Here is a 17,964-nt window from a genome sequence, read left to right as displayed (position 1 = left end):
ATCGCGAAAGTCTATTCAATACTTTCGCAAGGAGCTGGCAAATAATGAATATTATTTTTTATCACCCATTCGTTGAGGCAAAACAGTGGTTGTCAGGGCTACAGTCGCGTTTACCCACCGCGAATATCAGACAATGGCGGCGTGGCGACACCCAACCGGCAGATTATGCGCTGGTTTGGCAGCCGCCTCAGGAGATGCTTGCCAAGCGTGTTGAATTGAAAGGCGTGTTTGCGCTGGGCGCGGGGGGAGACGCTATTTTGGATCAAGAGCGGCGTTATCCCGGAACTTTACCGGCGGGCGTGCCATTGGTACGACTGGAAGATACTGGAATGTCTTTGCAGATGCAGGAATATGTCGTTGCCGCCGTATTGCGCTATTTCCGTCGCATGGATGAGTATCAACTGCAACAACAACAAAAATTGTGGCAACCCCTCGAACCGCATCAGCACGATAAATTCACCATAGGCATTCTCGGCGCGGGCGTATTAGGGAAAAGTGTTGCCCACAAACTGGTCGAGTTTGGTTTTACTGTCCGTTGTTGGAGCCGTACGGCAAAGCAAATCGCCGGCGTGACCAGTTTCGCCGGTCAAGAAAAGTTACCCGCTTTCATTCAGGGGACACAATTGCTGATTAATCTGTTGCCCCATACCCCACAGACAGCCGGTATTCTTAATCAGTCACTCTTTTCACAACTGAATGCCAATGCTTATATCATCAATATTGCACGGGGAGCGCACTTATTGGAGCGGGATCTACTGGCGGCCATGAATGCCGGGCAAGTCGCGGCGGCGACATTAGATGTGTTTGCTGAAGAACCTTTGCCGCCAATGCATCCTTTCTGGAGCCATCCTCGGGTCACCATTACGCCACATATTGCTGCCGTTACTCTGCCCGAAGCGGCAATGGATCAGGTGGTCGCCAATATTCAGGCGATAGAAGCAGGAGGAGAGCCGGTTGGGTTGGTTGATGTCGTGAGAGGGTACTGATTTAGGGGCTGCCACGGCTTGATGGGGTTAACGAACTTGCCGGCGAGGTTTTAGCGCTGCTGATGAGAAGAATTCCTGCTATCATTAGCGGACTATGCTTTGCCTGCAAAAAAGCTATCCCGCCTTAAAAAGACCTTGTGGAGTAGTCATGTATCCTGTTGATTTACATATGCATACCATTGCCAGTACCCATGCGTACAGTACCCTGCACGATTATATCGCCGAAGCTAAGCTCAAAAATATCAAACTGTTTGCTATTACTGACCATGGCCCGGATATGGCTGATGCCCCGCATTATTGGCACTTTATGAACATGCGCGTATGGCCGCGGTTGGTTGATGGCGTGGGGATCTTGCGTGGTATTGAAGCGAATATTAAAAATCTGGACGGTGACATTGATTGTACTGGCCCGATGCTGGATGCCATCGACTTGCTAATTGCCGGTTTCCACGAGCCCGTGTTCCCGCCTCAAGATAAGGCTGCCAATACCCAGGCGATGATTGCCACCATGGCGCAGGGGAATGTGCATATTATCAGCCACCCCGGTAATCCTAAATATCCGGTTGATATTAAAGCAATTGCTGAAGCTGCTGCAAAATATAATGTGGCGCTGGAATTGAATAACTCATCATTTACACATTCACGCAAAGGGAGCGAAGCGAATTGTCGTGCGATTGCGCAAGCGGTGCGGGATGCGGGTGGTTGGTTGGCCTTGGGTTCAGACTCCCATATTGCTTATTCATTGGGAATTTTTGAACATTGCGAGCGCATTATTGCTGAAGTGAATTTCCCGCAAGAGCGCATTTTGAATGTCAGCCCGCGACGTTTGTTGAATTTCCTTGAGCAACGTGGCCGCGCGGCGATACCAGAGTTGGCCGGGTTGTGATTTTTATGTGACGCTGTCACATTTCTTTGATTTAAAAACCAATAAGAAACAGGATGATGTAAATGAATGATTTTTCTCTGGTGTGCCGCATTCTTGGGTCACTTTTTTATCGCCAGCCACAAGATCCGCTGTTAGAACCGCTTTTTGCGCTGATAGGTCAGGGTAAATTGGAACAACATTGGCCACTGGAACAGAGTGAGTTGCTGACGCGACTGCAACATGAGTATCAACCTGAAGCTCTGGTCGCTGATTATAATGCTTTGTTTGTCGGTGACGAGCGCAGCGTTTCGCCTTATGGCTCCGATTATGACAATGCTCGCCCGGAAGCCGAGGTTAGAGCTTTTCTTCAACAACGCGGTATGCCGTTAGGAGAAGCGCCAACAGACCATTTTGGTGGTTTATTACTGGCAGCCTCGTGGCTGGAAGATCAAGCTGCGGAAGATGAAGTGGCGGCGCAAATTGAACTGTTTGATGCCTATTTACTGCCTTGGTGTGGCCGTTTTCTTGGCAAAGTAGAAGCCCATGCCACCAGCGGTTTTTATCGCACTTTGGCACAGTTGAGCCGCGAAGCCTTGCAGGCCATGTGGGATGAACTTTCAGAAAATAATGATACGGAGGAGTAACCCCCCGTATCATTGAGATCAAATGTGCGGTGCCAATTAGTCCGTCAGTGGGATGACTAATTGGCCCGGTTTCACTTCTAAACCTTTTGCCAATTTTTTCGCCATGGCTTCAGCTTTACTCTTTTCACCGTCCAGCACATAAGCAGGCTGCTGATCAAAATAAGATTTCAGTGACTGATTTAAATAAGGTGTCAGTGCTTTCATTACTGAATCCATTTTCTCCGGTTTCACCGTGTAGTCAGTTAATTCCATATCTTTCAGGAAGATAGCACCTTTATCGCGATCAAATGTTGGTTGCGCTTTTAAGGTTAATGTCATATCGGCAGTTTGCGGGCCGAGAATCGACGTAATATCGACTTTGGCGTTACCGGTTAAGGTGACTTTACCGGGTTCCGCACGACCAATTTGGCTTTGCAATTGTGTTAGCGTGATATGAGCATCAACCAGCCCTGGAATACCAATCTGTTTTTCATAGTTATTATGCTTTTGCAGATAGTCATTAACTTCTTGTTCGCTCAGTGTGTATTGAGTTAGTTGGTTACAACCGACCAGTGTTGCAGTAACCACTAGCGCCGCAGCGCCCCACATTAATTTATTCATTAAAGCCTCGTAACAATGACATTAAACAAACCAAATTTACCTAATAGTAACTGGTTAGCTTATCGTTTTGTATTATTTACCCTGTTTGTTCAATGACGGTTGGGATGGAGAATAGTGCAGCAGAGTATGCTGGTTGCCAATCAGATAACCCTGAATCGGCATGAGGGCGGTATGCCGGAGCAGGGCGCTCCGGCGAGTGACACGCTAGCTGCCGCTCAACATGGCGGACTCAATACGGCGCTGGTTAAATTGCCAGTACAATCCCACGAGTGTAATTAAACCAATAACACCCAGCAGGAACCAGGGTAATTCCGGCATTTCCAGCGTTCGTCCAGTGTCGTACATCCATCCTCCACCGGTGTAACCCAGTGCACCACCCAGCGCCAACCCCAGACGACTAAAGCCCATATAACTGCCACGAGCGCGCGAATCTGCCAGTGAAGCACTCAGTGTTTCACGGGCGGGTTCGGCAATAATAGAACCCATATAGAAGAAGCAGATAAACATAAATAATGTTTGCAGATGGGTAATCAGGCCTACAGGGAACAGGCTTAATGTCATTATCAACAAACCGAACATTAGACGCTGTTCAAGGCGAAAACGCTTTTCGCTCCAGCGGGCAATCGGGTAGAGCAAAGTCAGTGAGAGTGCAGCTTCAATGGCATACATCCATTTAACCGCGGCAGGGGAGCCGGCAATTTCATTGACCACAATCGGCAGCATCAGCATGACCTGCACCGACAACATGTAATAACCGGTCAGAGTTAGCACATAGGTGACAAAGCGGCGGTCACGTAGCACTCGCATCAGCCCTTCTTTCATCGGTGCGCGCACGGTAGAAATTCGATAAGCCGGCAGCAGCCAGACGTTCCAGCCCGCGGCCAATATAAAGATAACTGCGCCGGTCCAGCAGACAAAATGGAAGTCGTATTGCAGCAACCAACTGCCGATCAATGCGCCGATAACCGCACCGGCACTGTCTTGCATCATCAAGAGGGAATAGAAACGGCCACGCTCATGGGGGCGAGTTAACTTGATGACCAGTGCGGTACGCGGCGGGTCAAAGAGGGTTCCTCCCAAACCAGACAGCGCACAAGCTAGCCACAGTATCCAGGGTTCGTCGGCCATCGCCATTAAAGCAAACCCTGCCGCACGCATCAGCATACCGGTGACTATCATGGGTTTCGCACCAAAACGGTCAGCGATAGCGCCGCCGAAGATCCCTAGTCCTTGTTGCACCAGTTGCCTTAATCCCAGGGCCAGACCCACGAGTAGCGCAGCCCAACCTAACTGATCGACAAATCGGATAGAGATGAGTGGGAAAACAACAAAGAACCCCAACACAACTAATAAGTTATCAAGCAATAAAAAGTACTTACCCAAGCTCCGAGCTTGCGATACCAAGGCCATGCTTCACCGTCAGAAATTAAAAAAGGAGGGAATAGAAAATACGTTTATAGTTTGAAGTGTTATACAAACTATATCCTTTGTGAGAGCAGCAATAATGATATCAACTAATAATTGAACTGCATACTGCTACGCATGAGTTTCTGGTGAGCAGCAAGGTAATGGTTACGGAATGACTCGACAGGCTAGTAGTCTTGTCTATTACGTTAAAAATCAATTTGATAAAGAAAAATCAGCTTTTCGTCTAAACGCTAATCACAGGGTTTGGCTTCGTGCAGAACCTGGCTCAGCATTTAAAGATAAAAACGCGCAGATAGTTCCATGTTGAAATTATTTGCCACCGGTGTTATCAGCAGAAACATCATCAATGTTTGTTACGACCGATTTTGCGGCAACAGCCAAATAGGTGAACAATTATTGATAACAAATATGAAATCCACCTATGGGGAAGCAACGACGTTAGGGCAACTTTGTTTTCTGGCATCTTTTATTAGCATATAAAAGTTATAGCTGGCGTTTATCTCAAGCAACATTGATAACAGTGAAACCGACTGCTATTACTGCTGCTACGGCATAAACCGTGCAAGCAAAAATCCTAATTTTAAGTAGCAGGATTGCAGCATCATACGGAAATCAGATATCATATGAAATTGTTTAATATGGATGGCAGGTTATTATGGATGATAAAAGTATTGAGCTGTTGTTATCAGAGAAGAAATTTATCTCAAAAAGAGATATTGAATTTATACGCAAACAAGCTACAGGAAATAACATTCCATTTAAGACTGCGATAGCACAACTCAAACGAATTTCATTGGGAATGATATTCCTGCAACTACTATTTTTCTTGTTAGCTGTTGTGGCTTTTGTCACAGGTGATTCACTTCAATTTGAGTCTTTTATTTTTGTAGCGATAGTCGTAATTATTATGATACATATCGTCGCCCCTGTTGTATTAGGAGCGAAGTTATTATTTGTACCATTGAAATAGTAATGTGATTAACGTTATTTGCTATCGTTAATTGCTTTAACTGATAAAGCATTACCGGTGCCTTCAATGGCTAATGAACCATATCCCATAGTCTTTATGTTCCTCACATAATCAGTTGGGATATGTCTAAATAGTCTCCATGCATCGGGCTTCAGAACCATTCTTGCCATTCCATAACCTGATAATCCAATACTCATAAAGTTATAGGCTAATACACCAACCTTTTTCTCAAAGCCTAAAAATTCTGCAGTGGCGATATATCCATTCTGGATAAGGCCTGTTGATGAATCAGTGTCGTTTCTCAAGTTCATATATATTTCTTGGAGACTATTAGCCCCGTGTAACACTATCGTTACTCCAGCCATAACGCCAATTATATTTCCTGATGCTAAAGAGCTCGCAGTTAGGCTAATACCTCCCAATATTGTAAGTCCACCCAGAGTTAAATAAACTCCTTGTATAACATAACCCCAAGTATCTCGATCCTTTTTAAGTTCTATAGCGACAACAGTTTTGGCTCGTTTGGTTTTCAGCATAAGATCTTGTTCAAGCAGATTGCTACACTCTTTATTCAAATTATCGATAGCTATCTTGCAATCAGATTCCGTTCTGGCTGATTTTATTATTTTCATCTGTTCACTAATAAAATCTTTTATTTCGTTTTCAAACCTTGCCCTAACTAGAGCATCACGAAGAACAAAACGCGAAACATCTCTGGCTACCCTTAATAGCTTGTCACTGTTAGTCATTGCAATGGCTTGATAATACTCGATAAATCTTCTTTTTTGATTAAGATGAATGTCCATGATGTCCCTTGATTATTAGTTGATGATCCTTATTTTCCTTCAGCGCAATATTAATACAAATAACCGAATTAGGAAAGAGATTGTATATGTTTTGCGCATAAAACTTCACATATTATACTCATTAAACTGAGTTGCATTTCATCGCTATAAATACTGCCAGGCAGAGTCTCTGCAACAAAAGCATATAATGGATGTATCAAGAGAAAAAACCTTTAATTTAATTCAACAGAATAAATGACAAGTGTGACAGGTATAATGAAATTTATAGGCTAAGCGAGCCAATCTGGATAATAGAATTCATATTTGCTGCTGGAAAGATTTCAAATGGTGGCGATCGCCTGTTTCAATTTGCTGTGGTGCTTTAGTCTAACAACCTGGCTGAGATGACAACAGTGCTGGGTTTGGATGGATAATATTTTTTATCGTCAATACGTTACCTCACCGACAGTTTCATAATAAAATGTCTTTTTGGCTCTTTAGTTGCCTAATCTTGCTGTATTGATGTGCAAAAAGAGCGCGGCCATCGTTTTACGTGGCAGCCAGACAGCAGGTATATTGAATAAAAAGATTGTCACTAATTGAGTACAGCACATAGCCCAAGGGGAGCAGATGTTCGGCTATCATTCAGCAACACCTAAAATCCGCTTAACAACAGACCGAATGTCACTGCGGCTGGTTAATGAGCGTGATGCGTATCGCATGGCGGAGTATTACGCTGAAAATCAGGCATTTCTTAAACCCTGGGAGCCGGTGCGTGATCAAAGTCATTGCATGCCTTCTGGCTGGCAGGCACGGTTGGGAATGATCATGGAGCTGCAAAAACAGGGCAGCGCCTATTATTTTATTTTGTTAGATCCAGAAGAAAAAGAAGTTCGTGGTGTGGCGAACTTTAGCAATGTGTTGCGCGGTTCGTTCCATGCCTGCTTTCTTGGCTATTCATTAGGTGAGCGCTGGCAGGGGCAGGGGCTGATGTTTGAAGCCTTGCAACCACTGATTCGCTACATGCAGCGGCAGGAGCGGATGCATCGTATTATGGCTAACTATATGCCGCATAATCACCGCAGTGGTAACTTGCTTGAACGCCTTGGATTTGAACGTGAAGGCTACGCGAAAGATTATTTATTGATCGATGGTCAATGGCGCGATCATGTGCTGACGGCTTTAACTAACAAAGAATGGATGCCAACTCGCTGAGGTCAGGATGAAACACAGTTTGAATGCACAAGAAGCCAGAGTTATTGGCTGTTTGCTGGAAAAACAAGTGACAACGCCGGAGCAATATCCGATGTCACTCAATGGGGTTACGATTGCCTGTAATCAGAAAACCAACCGTGAACCGGTGATGGAGTTATCTGAATCTGAGGTGCAACAAACATTGGATTTTTTGTTGAAAAAACATCTTATCCGCACCCAAAGTGGCAATCGGGTGATGAAGTATGAGCACCGTTTTTGTAATTCAGAATTTGGCAATTTGAAGTTTTCTCCCGCTGAACTGGCCGTGATGACCACATTACTTTTGCGCGGGGCACAGACACCGGGCGAGTTGCGTACGCGTACCAACCGGATGCATGAGTTTTCCGATGTGGCTGAAACTGAAGAAGTGCTCAATCAGTTATCTTTACGCGAAGATGGGCCTTTTGTGGTGCGCTTGGCGCGTGAGCCAGGTAAGCGAGAAAGCCGCTTTATGCATCTGTTAAGTGGTGATGTCGCACCAGCATCATCGACAGAAGAAATTGCATCGGGGTCAACTGGCACCCTTGAAGCCAGAGTCGCTCAGCTCGAACAGCAGGTTATGGCACTGACTCGTCGCCTGGACGAAGTGTTGATACAGTTGGATGATTAATAAGGATGCTATGAAACAATCCGGTGTTGATAAAAAACTGCGTGTCGGCATAGTCGGCCTTGGTGGTATTGCGCAAAAGGCCTATTTACCTATTTTGACTCAAACGCAGGGCTGGCAGTTGGTGGGGGCGTTTTCTCCCAATCAGATAAAAGCACAACCGGTGTGCGACAGCTATCGCATGCGTTATTTCTCACGATTGGATACCTTGGCCGCTGAATGTGATGCCATCTTCGTGCACAGCAGTACCGCCAGCCATTTTCAGGTGGTGAGCGAGTTATTGCAGGCCGGGGTTCATGTTTATGTTGATAAACCATTAGCCGAAACCATCGCGCAGTCCGAACAATTGATTGCGCTGGCGGCGAAGCAGCGGTTGGCGCTAATGGTGGGGTTTAATCGACGCTTTGCGCCATTGTATCAGCAGCTTAAGCAGCAAATGAGTCACCCTGCATCGCTGCGTATGGAGAAACATCGGCAGAATAGTATCGGGCCAAATGATGTCCGTTTTACCTTGCTTGATGATTATCTGCATGTGGTGGATACGGCACTATGGCTGGGGGGGGCTACGGCCAAATTATTGAGTGGGACGATACAAACAAACCCGCAACAACAGATGTTGTATGCCGAGCACCATTTCCAGGCGGGCGATTGTCTGATCACCACCAGCATGCATCGCCATGGCGGGACTCAACGCGAAAGTGTACAAGCGGTTAGCCCCGGTAGCTGCTATCAGATTACGGATATGCGCCAATGGCAGCAGGAGTCCGACGGGCAGGTGATAACTTTGCCCGCACCTGGTTGGCAAACCACATTAGAACAACGAGGCTTTAGCGGGGCGGTTCATCACTTTATCGAGGCGGTCAGTAATCAGACAACACCACAAGTGTCAGGTGAAGAGGCTATCCTCGCGCAACGAACGATAGAGATTCTGTTACAACAGTGGGTGGCGGAATAACCGGCCAGAACTGATACAATCCATTCAATATTGGGTAGAAGCAGCGCCTGCTTATAGCAGGCGTTGATATTTACAGCGTATTTTGCAAATACAGATCGGAAAACAGATCAGAAAAATTTATGAATCTACTGAAATCACTGGCAGCCGTCAGTTCTATGACCATGTTTTCTCGCGTGTTGGGCTTTGCGCGTGATGCGATTGTGGCGCGGGTTTTTGGTGCCGGTATGGCAACGGATGCTTTTTTTGTCGCATTCAAGTTACCTAACTTATTGCGGCGGATATTCGCTGAAGGGGCATTTTCACAGGCTTTTGTACCGATTTTGGCCGAATATAAAAGCCAGCAAGGTGAGGAGGCAACCCGGACATTTGTTGCCTATGTCTCCGGCTTATTAACGCTTATTCTGGCAGTGGTGACAGTACTGGGGATGCTGGCTGCACCCTGGGTCATTTTTATTACTGCGCCCGGCTTCACCGATACACCAGACAAGTTTGCATTAACTTCTGCATTGTTGCGGGTGACTTTCCCTTATATCTTGCTGATTTCGTTGGCATCCCTTGTCGGGGCGATTCTGAATACCTGGAACCGCTTTTCTATTCCGGCGTTTGCTCCAACCTTTCTGAATATCAGCATGATAGGTTTTGCGCTCTTCGCTGCACCTTACTTCAATCCACCGGTGATGGCGCTGGCGTGGGCGGTGGTGGTCGGGGGAGTACTGCAATTGGGCTACCAGCTTCCTCATCTGAAAAAGATAGGCATGTTGGTATTGCCTCGGTTGTCACTGCGTGATGCCGGTGTATGGCGCGTGATGCGCCAAATGGGGCCAGCTATTCTTGGTGTGTCGGTAAGCCAAATTTCCCTGATTATCAATACCATTTTTGCATCATTCCTGGTCTCAGGCTCGGTGTCATGGATGTATTATGCTGACCGCTTGATGGAGTTCCCCTCCGGTGTGCTGGGGGTAGCTCTGGGCACTATCTTGTTGCCTTCACTGGCAAAGAGCTTCTCCAGCGGCAATCATGATGAATATTCTAAGTTGATGGATTGGGGGTTGCGCCTGTGTTTCCTGCTGGCATTGCCAAGTGCGGTGGCTTTGGGCATTTTAGCTAAACCATTAGTTGTTTCATTATTCCAATATGGGAAATTCAGTGCGTTTGATGCGCTGATGACACAACGTGCGCTGGTGGCCTATTCCGTCGGATTGATGGGGTTGATTGTTGTAAAAGTGCTGGCGCCGGGTTTTTACTCACGTCAGAACATTAAAACCCCGGTCAAAATCGCCATTATTACGCTGATAATCACCCAAATTATGAACCTGATTTTTATCGGGCCACTTAAACATGCCGGTTTATCACTGTCGATTGGTTTGGGGGCTTGTCTGAATGCCAGCTTATTATATTGGCAATTACGTAAGCAGAAGATTTTCCAGCCGCAACCGGGTTGGGCGGTTTTCCTGGCTAAATTGGTGATTGGTGTGGTGGTGATGTCCGTGGTGTTGCTGGGGCTATTGTGGGTCATGCCAGCCTGGGACGTCGGGGGGATGGCTTATCGCCTGCTACGGCTTTCTGCTGTTGTTATCGCGGGAGTTGTTGCCTATTTTGCAGCACTTGCTTTGCTTGGATTTAAATTGCGCGATTTCGCTCGCAGAACCAATTGATACTTTAGTTACACAAAAGGCCTCAAGGGGCCTTTTGTGTTTTAACGCAATAACAAATTACATCCGTTCAACCGTTTGAATACCTAAGGTATCTAGCCCTTGTTTCAGGGTTTTTGCTGTTAGCATGGACAGTTTCAGGCGACTCTGACGGCTCTCTTCGCTATCAGCATTCAAAATTTGGCAATGCTCGTAGAAGCTGGAGAACAAACCGGCCAGGTCATACAGATAAGAACACATCACATGCGGTGTCCCTTCACGGGCCACGGTAGTGATGACCTCTTCAAACTGCAACAAGCGAGTCGCTAGCGCAGCTTCGCGGTCTTCTGTAATCACTAACGGCAAGGTCAGGCTGCTTTCATCAACACCAGCGCGCTTAAATACTGAAACCACACGGGTATAGGCATATTGCATGTAAGGTGCAGTATTGCCATCCAGTGCCAGCATGTTATCCCAGTCAAAGATATAGTCAGTGGTGCGGCTTTTTGACAGGTCGGCATACTTCACGGCACCAATACCCACAGCTTCAACCACTTGCTTGAGTTCATCCGCAGGCATATCCGGGTTTTTCTCGGCAATCAGTTTACCCGCACGCTCGATGGCTTCATCCAGCAAATCGGAAAGTTTGACTGTACCGCCGGAGCGGGTTTTAAATGGTTTGCCATCTTTGCCCAGCATCATGCCAAACATATGATGTTCTAATGGCACAGATTCTGGCACATAACCCGCTTTACGCACGATAGTCCAGGCTTGCATCAGATGCTGGTGCTGACGGCTATCGATGTAATACAACACGCGGTCAGCACCCAGTGTTTCGTAACGGTATTTGGCACAGGCGATGTCGGTGGTGGTGTAGAGATAACCGCCATCCTTTTTCTGGATAATGACGCCCATAGGTTCGCCATCTTTATTTTTGTATTCATCCAGATAGACAACAGTTGCGCCTTCGCTTTCCACTGCCAGCCCTTTGGCTTTCAGATCAGCGACAATGCCGGGCAACATGGCGTTATACAGACTTTCACCCATCACATCATCTTTGGTCAGGGTGACATTCAGGCGATCGTAAGCAATCTGGTTTTGCGCCATGGTGATATCTACCAATTTACGCCACATCTGACGGCAATATTCGTCACCGCTTTGCAGTTTCACCACATAAGCGCGGGCACGTTTGGCAAATTCTTCATCTTCATCATAAGTTTTCTTGGCTTGCTGATAGAAAAGCTCCAAATCCGATAAGCCCATATCGCTGGCATTTTCGTTTTGCATTTTTTCCAGATAAGCAATCAGCATACCGAACTGGGTGCCCCAGTCGCCGACGTGGTTGGCACGAATAACATTGTGCCCCAGGAACTCTAAAGTTCGTACCGCAGCATCACCGATGATGGTTGAACGCAAGTGACCAACATGCATCTGTTTAGCCACATTCGGCGCAGAGTAGTCAACCACAATAGTTTGTGGCTCAACCGGTTGAACGCCCAGTTTAGGGGCCTTCAGTGCCTCTTCTACTTTGCTGGCAACCCATTGGCGATCAAGGAAGATATTGATAAAGCCGGGGCCGGCAATTTCGACTTTGCTGGCAATACCGTCAAGATCGAGCAGTTCAATGACTTTTTCTGCCAGTTGTCGGGGCTGCATGCCAAGTTTTTTGGCAACGGCCATCACACCGTTAGCTTGATAATCGCCAAATTGCGCTTTGGCAGATTGACGAACCTGAGGTTCGCTGCCTGCTGGAGCACCTGCTGCAATCAGCGCCTGGCTGACTTTATCTGAGAGAAGAGCCTGAATATTCACCGGGTTACCTTAATTACGCACAAAAAACATATTAATGACGCACACGAGCATTGCTGTGCCAGTTAATTCAAACGGGGCCAAAAAACCTATCACGCCAGCAGCGGGAAGGTTTGGCAGAGCGTGAGTCACAAGATGGCAGGATTTATACCATATTTGGCCCCTGACGTCAGCATCGGGCCAGTGGTTACTGTCGCAAATGGAACAACGGATCATTGAGTGTATAGATTAGATATGGCTGATTAGAACTAATAACTGTAGATTATGGTCGCTTCAATGCCGGAAATAACAGTTTAACAGGAGAATAAAATGAGCAGCCTGAAAGATATCGTCGAATTATCGGACTTATTCACCGACTTGCCCACTTTTGAGCAAAAGCTGCTTGTTTTCGCGGCTAAATTAAAGCTGGATTTGACGCAATTCAGTGCTGACCATATTTCATTGCGCTGTCATCAAACAGAAACGGCACAACGTTGGCGCAATGGTTTACAACAATGTGGCCATTTGATGTCCGAAACACAAATTAATGGCCGGTCAATTTGCTTGTTCGATTTAACACCACCACTGGCCGTTGGGCCATGGCAAATAGATTGTGTTGAGTTGCCTTATCCGGGGAAAAAATATTATCCACATGAAGGGTGGGAGCATGTTGAACTGGTGTTACCGGGTGACCCACAAACCTTGATGCAGCGCGCTCACGCCTTATTACCCGCGATCCTGCCAGAGGGGGTTACGACTAAGTTTAGTTCTCCGCAAGGTGAGCATGAGCGCTTAGCTAATCCGACATTGGCGGTGAGTGATGGTGAGATAACCATCAAGTTTCATCCTTATACTTTGCGACAAATTGTAAATAGCGAGCGCAATGTCTAACGTATATGGGTTATTTATTTCAATATCGACTATCACTTATGGTTATCACTGTGACTGACGTCTACTCATTAATTCAAAATGAGTGCCATAGTGAATGCTTCAGTATGCTTGATTAACGCTTTTTTAGTATGAGACATTATTTAGCCTTTTATTTATTCAGTCGATTAACTATTAAGCCGATATTTATATGCTGAGAAGTCATAGGGTATTACTGCCGCAGTGGCATCCGTCAAACGGGGGAGAGAATGACTAAATTGGAAATTTGTTGCTATAGCGTGGATTGTGCGCAAATAGCAGAAAAGGCAGGAGCCGACCGGATTGAATTATGCTGCGGTCAGTCCGAAGGAGGATTAACGCCGAGTATCGGTGCACTGATGCAAGCCAGGGAAACGGTACGCATTCCCGTTCACCCGATTGTCCGCCCGCGCGGGGGTGATTTTTGCTACAGCGACAATGATTTCGCTATCATTAAGAATGATATTGCCAGAATCCGTGATATGGGATTTGCCGGAGTGGTCGTGGGCGTATTAGATAATGATGGTCACATTGATATGCGCCGGATGCGAGAAATCATGTCCGTTAGTGGCTCATTGGCGGTCACATTCCATCGGGCATTTGATATGTGTCAGAACCCGATGATTGCTTTACAGCAGTTAGCGGATCTGAATGTGGCGCGCATTTTAACCTCAGGTCAGCAGCAAAATGCTGAGCTGGGATTGGCATTATTGAAAGATTTGGTTGCAGCAACTCAGGGCCAAGGGCCGATTATCATGGCCGGGGCGGGGGTTCGTCTCACTAATATGCAGAAATTTATTGATGCCGGTATCCGCGAACTCCACAGTTCTGCCGGCCGAACTGTGCCGTCAACCATGAAATACCGCAAAGCGGGTGTAACCATGTGCGCTGACAGTGATGTCGATGAGTTTGCTCATTATTGTGTAGACGGTGAAGTGGTTGAAGCGATGAAAAGTTTATTGGTGATGGGCGCACCGTTACCGCAATCTGCTTAGATTTTACGCATTTGCAGTAATAAAGTTGTCAATACCCCGGCCAATCAGACCGGGGTTTTTTTATGGTTTACGGGCGATGAGCACCGCTCTGAGTGGGGCCGGATAGCCTTCAACTGTTTTAGTAGGATCGTTCGGATCAAGGAATTCAGCTAATGACTCGCTGGTCATCCAATCGGTGCGGCGTTGCTCATCGGTGGTGGTCACGGCCATATCGGCGATTTTAACATCGACAAACCCGCATTTTTCCAGCCAGGATTTCAGGGCTGGAGCCGATGGAATAAAGTACACATTCCGCATCTGAGCATAGCGATCACCGGGCACTAATACCTGCTGGCTATCACCTTCGACCACTAACGTCTCAAGCACCAGCTCACCCTCATTAACCAACTGATTTTTGAGTTGATAGAGGTGATCCAACGGTGAGCGGCGATGATACAGCACGCCCATTGAGAATACGGTATCAAACGCCGCCAGTTCCGGCAGTTGCTCAATACCCAGTGGCAATACATGGGCGCGCTGGTCACCCCCCAGCAGTTTACGAATAGCTTCAAACTGGCATAAAAATAGCTGCATCGGGTCGATTCCCACCGCCAGGTGAGCACCTTCGCCAAGCATGCGCCATAAGTGATATCCGCTGCCACAGCCGACATCTAGAATAGTGCGACCTGCTAGTGGGCTGATGTGCGGCAAAACGCGCTGCCATTTCCAGTCAGAACGCCATTCGGTGTCAATATCTAACCCGTACAAAGAGAAGGGGCCTTTGCGCCACGGCATCAAGGCGCGCAACATGTTTTCCATCCCTTCACGTTGCCCTGCTGATATCGGTGGGGACATCTCTGCTCGCACACCCTCGCGTAAATCCAGCGAGGTTGGTGTGAGTTGCGGCAAGTGCTCAACGGCGTTAAACCAGGTTTTAAACTTACCGTGTAATGATTCGCGCTGCCAGGCACTGAGCTGGGCGGGCAGGGTGTCTAGCCATGGGCTTAGCGGGCCTTTGGCAATCAGCCGGTAAAAATCGCCAAATTCAATCATTGAGCCTCTCCCGCTTTCAGGGCAATTAACGAACCAAAATTAAAACATTGGAACCACACTTCTGCGTGTTCGAAACCGGCCTGATGCAGACGCTTTTTATGGGTTTCAACCGAATCCGTCAGCATGACATTCTCCAGCATGCTGCGTTTCTGGCTAATTTCCAGCTCGCTGTAACCATTCGCACGCTTAAAATCATGGTGCATATTGAACAGTAACTCGCCAATATCATTATCTTCAAAGTTGAACTTTTCTGATAGCACCAAAGCACCACCTGGGCGTAGCCCTTGGTATACCTGATTGAGTAGCCGCTGGCGATCCGCTGGCTCAAGGAATTGCAGCGTGAAATTCAGCACCACCATTGAGGCATTCTCAAGCTGGATATCCAGAATATCGGACTCCACCACGTCCACTGGCGTTTCTGCCCGGAAGGCATCGATATGACGGCGGCAGCGCTCAACCATTGCCGGTGAGTTATCCACGGCAATGATCTTACAGCCTGCGGCTTTGATATTACGGCGCATTGACAGTGTTGCTGCACCGAGCGAACAGCCCAGATCGTAAATCTGGCTATTAGGTTGCACAAAACGCTCTGCCAGCATGCCAATCATCGAGATGATGTTGGAGTAACCGGGCACCGATCGCTGAATCATGTCAGGGAAGACTTCAGCGACTTTTTCGTCGAAAGTCCAGTCACCTAACTGGGCAATAGGGGCAGCAAACAGGCTATCACGCTGTGGCGCTGCTGGCCCAGACTGCTGCTGCGTATCGTGTAGAGATTGCGTGTCGCGTTTTGGCATGACTGTCATTGGCATTAAGTAAGAAATGAACAAGAAATTAAAGGCGCATATTATAACAGAAAACATAACAGATGAGCGCGATAAAGCGCGAGTGGATAGTAGATAGGTGAGGGTGAGCATGAAGGCGGCTATTCGCCGCCCGAACTAACCGTGTTCCGTTTTGGAACCGAGCAACAATCCGAACAGGCCTATTAGGTCAGACTGAAAATCTGATCCCAAGGCAGATAGTAAATATTAGCAATAATCATCAAAACCAACGAAACATAGGTGGCGCTCATCCCGGAGCGGCGCCAGCGAATTTCGCGATGGCGTAAACCATAATAATGTAGCAGGCGGCCAACTATCAGCATTAATCCACAAATGTGAATCATCCATGTCTCAGCACCGTTCATTTCCATCATAATGAGCAAAATGACAGCAATAGGAATATATTCTACGGCGTTGCCATGTACGCGGATGGCGGTTTGTAATTCATAAAAACCACCGTCGCCATAAGCGACTCGGTACTGATTTCTCAATTTAACCACATCAAATGAAAGCTTGATCAATAACAGTGCGCCCAACACCACATAAAGCGAGCTAACCATTTTTAACTCCATTGCCCAACCATAGACTGGCCAGATAATGATAACCGCCTACTGTGTTACTGTCGCTAGAAAAATGGCAGGAATCACATTTCTTGATGCTCGGTTTAGTGTTTGGAATGATGAACTTGTAAGACAGGGATAAACATGCCCTGTAGGTAGTGATGTGTTCGGCTAAAAAGTGCACAGGCGGGGTTAAAACAGCGTATCTTGTTCCGGCCAATCAGGGGCTGGGGGTAAGGTGGTCATCACGGTGGCTAATTGTTGCCAAATCTTTTGCGCCTGCTGGGGGGAGTCGCTGTTATCTGGTGTGTGAATGAAGACATAGGGTTGATACTGTTGTTCCCACACTGGCAGTTTTTGCAGCCAGGGCGAGAATAATGCCAGGTTATCCTCCAATTGGTCACCACCAATAAAGCGTACCAACGGTTGACTGCCGGTGACGATCGCATGCACAGGAAGGCGCGGTTTTTTACTTTGCGCGTCACGAACTGCTTCAGTGAGAGGCTTTGCTGCATGAATAGGGCGGCTATCAAGCATCACTCGATTGATTGCTCGCTGGTGTAAGCCCTGATTGAGCGCGCGTTCGGCATCACCTTTGGCAAAAAATTCTGGGTGACGCACTTCCACGCCATAATGGAAACCCGCTGGCAATCTGTCGATAAATTGCCATAAACGATTGAGTTCATTTGGCCCGAAAGCGGCGGGTAGCTGTAACCACAATTGTCCAATCCGGTCGTGCAGCGGGGACAGACATTGATAAAAAGCCTGCAAATCTTTATCACAGTCACGCAGGGCCGCTTGATGGCTAATGGTAGCCGGGAATTTAAAACAAAAGCGGAAGCTATCTGGCGTCATATCGCGCCAGCGTTGTACTATTTCCAGCCGTGGCAGAGCATAAAAAGTAGTATTTCCTTCAACGCAATTAAAGTAGCGACTGTAATCAGCCAAGTCCTTGATACCCAGGCGGTTCCAGGTTGGGTGTTGCCATTGCGGCAGTCCTATATACATTTTTTACCCTTCTTACTTGGCGCTGCCGCGTTGTTAGCTGTATTCACGCACCCGAATCACTGACTGCCCGTTGACGTTAAAATAAATAGACTCATCGGGATTTATCCATTTGCTGCCTAGCTGTAA

General features: G+C 47.2%; 18 protein-coding genes. 10 read left to right on the top strand and 8 right to left on the bottom strand.

The window, feature by feature from the left end:
- Positions 1–44 precede the first annotated feature (44 nt).
- From ghrA to HU019_RS08710, 3 genes are all read left to right on the top strand, one after another.
- Entirely contained in the window at positions 45–986 is a 942-nt protein-coding gene (gene ghrA, locus HU019_RS08720; protein ID WP_174849370.1) for a glyoxylate/hydroxypyruvate reductase GhrA, read from the top strand.
- 148 nt (positions 987–1,134) lie between these two features.
- Positions 1,135–1,872 carry a phosphatase gene (locus HU019_RS08715; RefSeq protein WP_174849371.1) on the top strand — a complete coding sequence of 246 codons (738 nt, stop codon included), beginning with the start codon at positions 1,135–1,137 and terminating at the stop codon, positions 1,870–1,872.
- Between the two features lie 62 nt (positions 1,873–1,934).
- On the top strand, positions 1,935–2,495 hold the full coding sequence (locus HU019_RS08710) for a TorD/DmsD family molecular chaperone (protein ID WP_174849372.1): 561 nt from the start codon (positions 1,935–1,937) through the stop codon (positions 2,493–2,495).
- 36 nt (positions 2,496–2,531) lie between these two features.
- Here the strand turns inward: HU019_RS08710 and HU019_RS08705 are convergent, their stop codons facing one another.
- Together HU019_RS08705 and mdtH are read right to left on the bottom strand one after the other, a co-directional pair.
- Entirely contained in the window at positions 2,532–3,095 is a 564-nt protein-coding gene (locus tag HU019_RS08705; RefSeq protein ID WP_174849373.1) for a lipoprotein, read from the bottom strand.
- A 204-nt stretch (positions 3,096–3,299) separates the two neighbouring features.
- Complete coding sequence (gene mdtH / locus HU019_RS08700) at positions 3,300–4,505, bottom strand: multidrug efflux MFS transporter MdtH (protein WP_174849374.1); 1,206 nt, start codon at positions 4,503–4,505, stop codon at positions 3,300–3,302.
- 673 nt (positions 4,506–5,178) lie between these two features.
- Here mdtH and HU019_RS08695 point away from each other — a divergent pair.
- Complete coding sequence (locus tag HU019_RS08695; protein WP_174849375.1) at positions 5,179–5,493, top strand: hypothetical protein; 315 nt, start codon at positions 5,179–5,181, stop codon at positions 5,491–5,493.
- A gap of 14 nt (positions 5,494–5,507) precedes the next feature.
- Here HU019_RS08695 and HU019_RS08690 read toward each other — a convergent pair whose 3' ends face one another.
- Entirely contained in the window at positions 5,508–6,242 is a 735-nt protein-coding gene (locus HU019_RS08690) for a DUF4225 domain-containing protein (RefSeq protein ID WP_174849404.1), read from the bottom strand.
- Positions 6,243–6,908: 666 nt separating this feature from the next.
- On the opposite strand from HU019_RS08690, the gene rimJ reads away from it, so the two are divergent.
- From rimJ to murJ, 4 genes are all read left to right on the top strand, one after another.
- Positions 6,909–7,493, top strand: a complete 585-nt coding sequence (rimJ, locus tag HU019_RS08685; protein ID WP_174849376.1) for a ribosomal protein S5-alanine N-acetyltransferase — start codon at positions 6,909–6,911, stop codon at positions 7,491–7,493.
- A gap of 7 nt (positions 7,494–7,500) precedes the next feature.
- Positions 7,501–8,142 (top strand): YceH family protein, encoded by a 642-nt coding sequence (locus HU019_RS08680; RefSeq protein WP_174849377.1) that lies wholly within the window; start codon positions 7,501–7,503, stop codon positions 8,140–8,142.
- Complete coding sequence (locus tag HU019_RS08675; protein WP_227739440.1) at positions 8,135–9,094, top strand: Gfo/Idh/MocA family protein; 960 nt, start codon at positions 8,135–8,137, stop codon at positions 9,092–9,094. Before HU019_RS08680 ends, HU019_RS08675 begins: the two co-directional genes overlap by 8 nt.
- 119 nt (positions 9,095–9,213) lie before the next feature.
- Positions 9,214–10,749 carry a murein biosynthesis integral membrane protein MurJ gene (gene murJ / locus HU019_RS08670; RefSeq protein WP_174849379.1) on the top strand — a complete coding sequence of 512 codons (1,536 nt, stop codon included), beginning with the start codon at positions 9,214–9,216 and terminating at the stop codon, positions 10,747–10,749.
- 57 nt (positions 10,750–10,806) lie between these two features.
- Here murJ and argS read toward each other — a convergent pair whose 3' ends face one another.
- Complete coding sequence (gene argS / locus HU019_RS08665; protein WP_174849380.1) at positions 10,807–12,537, bottom strand: arginine--tRNA ligase; 1,731 nt, start codon at positions 12,535–12,537, stop codon at positions 10,807–10,809.
- 306 nt (positions 12,538–12,843) lie between these two features.
- Here argS and HU019_RS08660 point away from each other — a divergent pair, with 306 nt between their 5' ends.
- Both HU019_RS08660 and cutC read left to right on the top strand, forming a co-directional pair.
- Positions 12,844–13,404 carry a VOC family protein gene (locus HU019_RS08660; RefSeq protein WP_174849381.1) on the top strand — a complete coding sequence of 187 codons (561 nt, stop codon included), beginning with the start codon at positions 12,844–12,846 and terminating at the stop codon, positions 13,402–13,404.
- Between the two features lie 245 nt (positions 13,405–13,649).
- Positions 13,650–14,414 (top strand): copper homeostasis protein CutC, encoded by a 765-nt coding sequence (gene cutC / locus HU019_RS08655; protein ID WP_174849382.1) that lies wholly within the window; start codon positions 13,650–13,652, stop codon positions 14,412–14,414.
- 60 nt (positions 14,415–14,474) lie between these two features.
- Here the strand turns inward: cutC and cmoB are convergent, their stop codons facing one another.
- The 4 genes from cmoB to HU019_RS08635 all read right to left on the bottom strand — a co-directional run bounded on the left by cmoB (position 14,475) and on the right by HU019_RS08635 (position 17,838).
- Positions 14,475–15,446 carry a tRNA 5-methoxyuridine(34)/uridine 5-oxyacetic acid(34) synthase CmoB gene (cmoB, locus tag HU019_RS08650; protein ID WP_174849383.1) on the bottom strand — a complete coding sequence of 324 codons (972 nt, stop codon included), beginning with the start codon at positions 15,444–15,446 and terminating at the stop codon, positions 14,475–14,477.
- A complete protein-coding gene (cmoA, locus tag HU019_RS08645; protein ID WP_174849384.1) occupies positions 15,443–16,243 on the bottom strand; it encodes a carboxy-S-adenosyl-L-methionine synthase CmoA in 801 nt (266 codons plus the stop codon). Before cmoA ends, cmoB begins: the two co-directional genes overlap by 4 nt.
- A 191-nt stretch (positions 16,244–16,434) precedes the next feature.
- Entirely contained in the window at positions 16,435–16,830 is a 396-nt protein-coding gene (locus tag HU019_RS08640) for an MAPEG family protein (RefSeq protein ID WP_025378080.1), read from the bottom strand.
- Positions 16,831–17,022: 192 nt separating this feature from the next.
- Complete coding sequence (locus HU019_RS08635) at positions 17,023–17,838, bottom strand: DUF72 domain-containing protein (protein WP_174849385.1); 816 nt, start codon at positions 17,836–17,838, stop codon at positions 17,023–17,025.
- Positions 17,839–17,964 lie beyond the last annotated feature (126 nt).

Source organism: Yersinia artesiana, assembly GCF_902726545.1.
GTDB classification, from domain to species: domain Bacteria; phylum Pseudomonadota; class Gammaproteobacteria; order Enterobacterales; family Enterobacteriaceae; genus Yersinia; species Yersinia artesiana.
This window is presented reverse-complemented; position numbering and strand designations above follow the sequence as displayed.